General features: G+C 39.9%; 3 protein-coding genes. 1 reads left to right on the top strand and 2 read right to left on the bottom strand.

Features of this window, described 5'->3' with window-relative positions; genetic code table 11:
* Nucleotides 1-58: 58 nt before the first annotated feature.
* Nucleotides 59-430 (bottom strand): transposase, encoded by a 372-nt coding sequence (locus tag GW12_RS02430; RefSeq protein ID WP_024160689.1) that lies wholly within the window; start codon nt 428-430, stop codon nt 59-61.
* A complete protein-coding gene (locus GW12_RS15265; protein ID WP_171250768.1) occupies nt 378-692 on the bottom strand; it encodes a transposase family protein in 315 nt (104 codons plus the stop codon). The genes GW12_RS02430 and GW12_RS15265 overlap by 53 nt, the downstream gene beginning before the upstream one ends.
* A gap of 490 nt (nt 693-1,182) precedes the next feature.
* On the opposite strand from GW12_RS15265, the gene GW12_RS02425 reads away from it, so the two are divergent.
* Nucleotides 1,183-2,802, top strand: coding sequence for an oleate hydratase (locus tag GW12_RS02425; protein ID WP_004726755.1), 1,620 nt, complete (start codon nt 1,183-1,185; stop codon nt 2,800-2,802).
* The last annotated feature ends 305 nt before the right edge of the window (nt 2,803-3,107 follow it).

Below are 3,107 nucleotides of genomic sequence, written 5' to 3'. Positions count from 1 at the left end.
GGAAAGGATTCATATGCTGCATCTTTAGCTAAAACAGTCTTCAGCTTACCATTCGTGGTTATTTGCAACAGTGCCCAAATACATGCTCGATCCCGATTCTTCTTTTGTTGATTTCCTGATTATAGATTTTGAGTTCAGGATCCAGTTTACAGCGTCTTTTGGCTTTTAACGGCAACAGGCTATTAGGATACACAGCATAAATTCCCAGGTAGCCTTTATCTGCAAGGATAAAAGCTCCTGAAGGAATCTGCTTTAAATTGCGTTTGAATAGCTCGAAATCATGCACCGTACCGCGATCAGTGCATAAACTCAGAATTTGCTGAGTTTTATAATGGATGATGGCCTGTACTTTAAAGGTATGGGTCTTTTTCTTGCCACTATAGTTTTTCTTCTGTTTTTTTAGGCCTTTGAATTGGAATTTCTGTGGCATCCAGGATCACCACATTCCAGTCTATGCCTTCGCTTTCGGGCAAATTCTTCGGTAAATTAAACAGCTTGGACTGAATCAGGCAATCTTCAACATGACGTACAATTCTTGAGGCTGTAGGCTCTGAAACCCCATAACTCGTAGCAATGTGAAATAAAGTTCGGTATTCCCGCCAATAGTTCAGACAGAGCAGAACCTGATCCTCCACACTTAACTTGGGTGGTCTGCCTTTAGCTGGAACATGCTTCTGCAATTGCTCAACCATTTAAATAAAAGGTTGACCATGAGATGCCTGTATATCGCTTAAACTGTGTTTCAGAAAGCTTCTTTGAATCAATGTATTTCATCCGCAGATTATGCACGAATGCTAAGAAAATTAGAGTACAAATATCAATCAAAAAGGTGCTCATTTTTTGATTTATGAAAGAGATCTATTATTCAATTATATCTTTTAATGATCAATAGAAAGCCTAGTTTCAAACACATTCTTCAGACACAAACAAATATGATCAAAATAGAGTGATTACTCAATAAAATAATAAAATCAATTACTTAAATTATATTTTATTTTAAAAAAAATACAAATGTGTATTAAAAATAACCATTACTTACATTTTTTTGATTACAAAATATAATGAGTAAATTGCTTCCCATTTCATACATTTTTCATATATAAAAAGTCATACTATTTTTAAGGTTTTTCTAAATCACATTTTATACTTCATAGTTTTTAACATCATTATTAAAGGTGAACCATGCAAAAGAAGAAGCGCACCCCATTAGACGCACAACAGTCCCATCTTTGGATTATTGGTGGTGGTATCGCAGGTATGGCTGCTGCTGCATTTGCAATCCGTGATGCCAAAGTCCCTGCCAAAAATATCCATATTTTAGAAGAACTCGATATTTCAGGTGGTTCGATGGATGGTGGACATACACCGCATGCCGCGCAAGCTTGGGTAACACGTGGTGGGCGAATGCTGACCGATGAAACTTATTTGTGCCTATGGGACTTATTTTCCAGTATTCCATCTTTGGAAAATCCAGACATTTCGGTGCGTGAAGAATGTCGTGAGTTTAATGAAAAAGTGAAAACCCACGCCAATGCACGGTTGATTGATGCCGAACATGTCATTGCGGATGCAGCAAAGCTTGGTCTGAATACGCTACATCGTGCACAGATGCTGCGCCTATTAGCTTCAAAAGAAGAAAAAATTGGCAGTCGCCGCATTGATGAGTTTTTTGATGAAACCTTTTTTGAAACCAATTTCTGGCGCATGTGGCGCACGACTTTCGCTTTTCAAAAATGGCACAGTGCAGCAGAGTTAAGACGCTATTTCTTGCGTTTTATTCAAGAATTGCCACGCATTCATACCTTAGCGGGTGTGAAACGTACCAAGTACAACCAATATGACTCGATGATTCTGCCCCTACAGCGTTGGTTAGTCGCACAAGGCGTCGATGTGCGTTTTGGACACTATGTCACAGATGCAGACTTCATTACCAATGCTGAAACTCAAGAACGCTACGCTTCACGCCTATATGTACAATTGCCTGAAGGCTCAGAGCAAATTAATCTGAAAGCCAATGATTTAGCTATTTTCACTTTAGGCTCTATTACAGCAGACTCACGTTATGGCGGTAATCATGACGTGCCTGCCCTTATTCGTCATCGAGAAGATCATGGCTGGACGCTTTGGGAAACGCTGGCACAAAAAGCCCCAGACTTTGGCCGTCCAATGACTTTTTATGGCAATGTCGATGAACATAAGTGGGAGTCTTTCACTCTGACCATGAAAGATGACGTGCTACTTAAACGTATTATTGACTATACAGGCAATGAACCAGGCACAGGCGCACTCATGACTTGGTATGAGTCGGGTTGGCATTTATCCATAGTGGTTCCTGCACAGCCACACTTTGCCGACTTACCTGAAGGTTTATATACCTTATGGGGCTACGGTTTCCAAATTGACCATATAGGCGATTACATCAAAAAACCAATGTCCGAAGCCACGGGGCAAGAAATCCTAACAGAACTGATTAAACAGCTCGGTTTTGACGACATTTTAGATCATGTTTTGGCAACGACGGATGTTACCACAGCCATGATGCCATACGCCTCTGCCCTATTCGCCTGCCGTAAACCGGGGGATCGTCCACAGGTAATTCCACAAGGCTCACAAAACTTTGCTTTCCTTGGACAGTTTGTGGAAATTGAAGATGACGTGGTCTTTACTGTGGAATATTCAGTTCGTGGGGCGATGCTTGCCATTTATGAATTTTTTGGGGTGGAACGTGAAATCCCTGAAATTTACAACGGTCTACTTGATCCCAAAGTGGGTTTAAAAGCTTTAGAAACAGTGTTCCACTAAGTTTTTAATATATAGCGATAAGAGCACCTTTATGTCGCCACTATTACATAGTTTAATTTAAGCAACGTTTGGATACACGAGTGTGGCAGGGATGCCACACGTTATCCATCATAATAGGGATGTTATGTATGGGTAACAAAGGCTTTTGCTTTCTTTTGGCTTATCAAAAGTAAGGGTATTGCCTACACAAACACCTTTTATACTTTATTGAAAGTTGAGGCGGTGTACGCACCTAATTTTAAATTGGATAAAAAGAAAAATTAGATAAAACTTTATACGTCATTATTGGCGACGATATTCAGCTC

It is taken from the genome of Acinetobacter sp. HR7, from assembly GCF_000773685.1.
GTDB classification, from domain to species: domain Bacteria; phylum Pseudomonadota; class Gammaproteobacteria; order Pseudomonadales; family Moraxellaceae; genus Acinetobacter; species Acinetobacter thermotolerans.
Note: the sequence above shows the minus strand (reverse complement) of the source record. Positions and strands in the feature narration are given on the sequence as shown.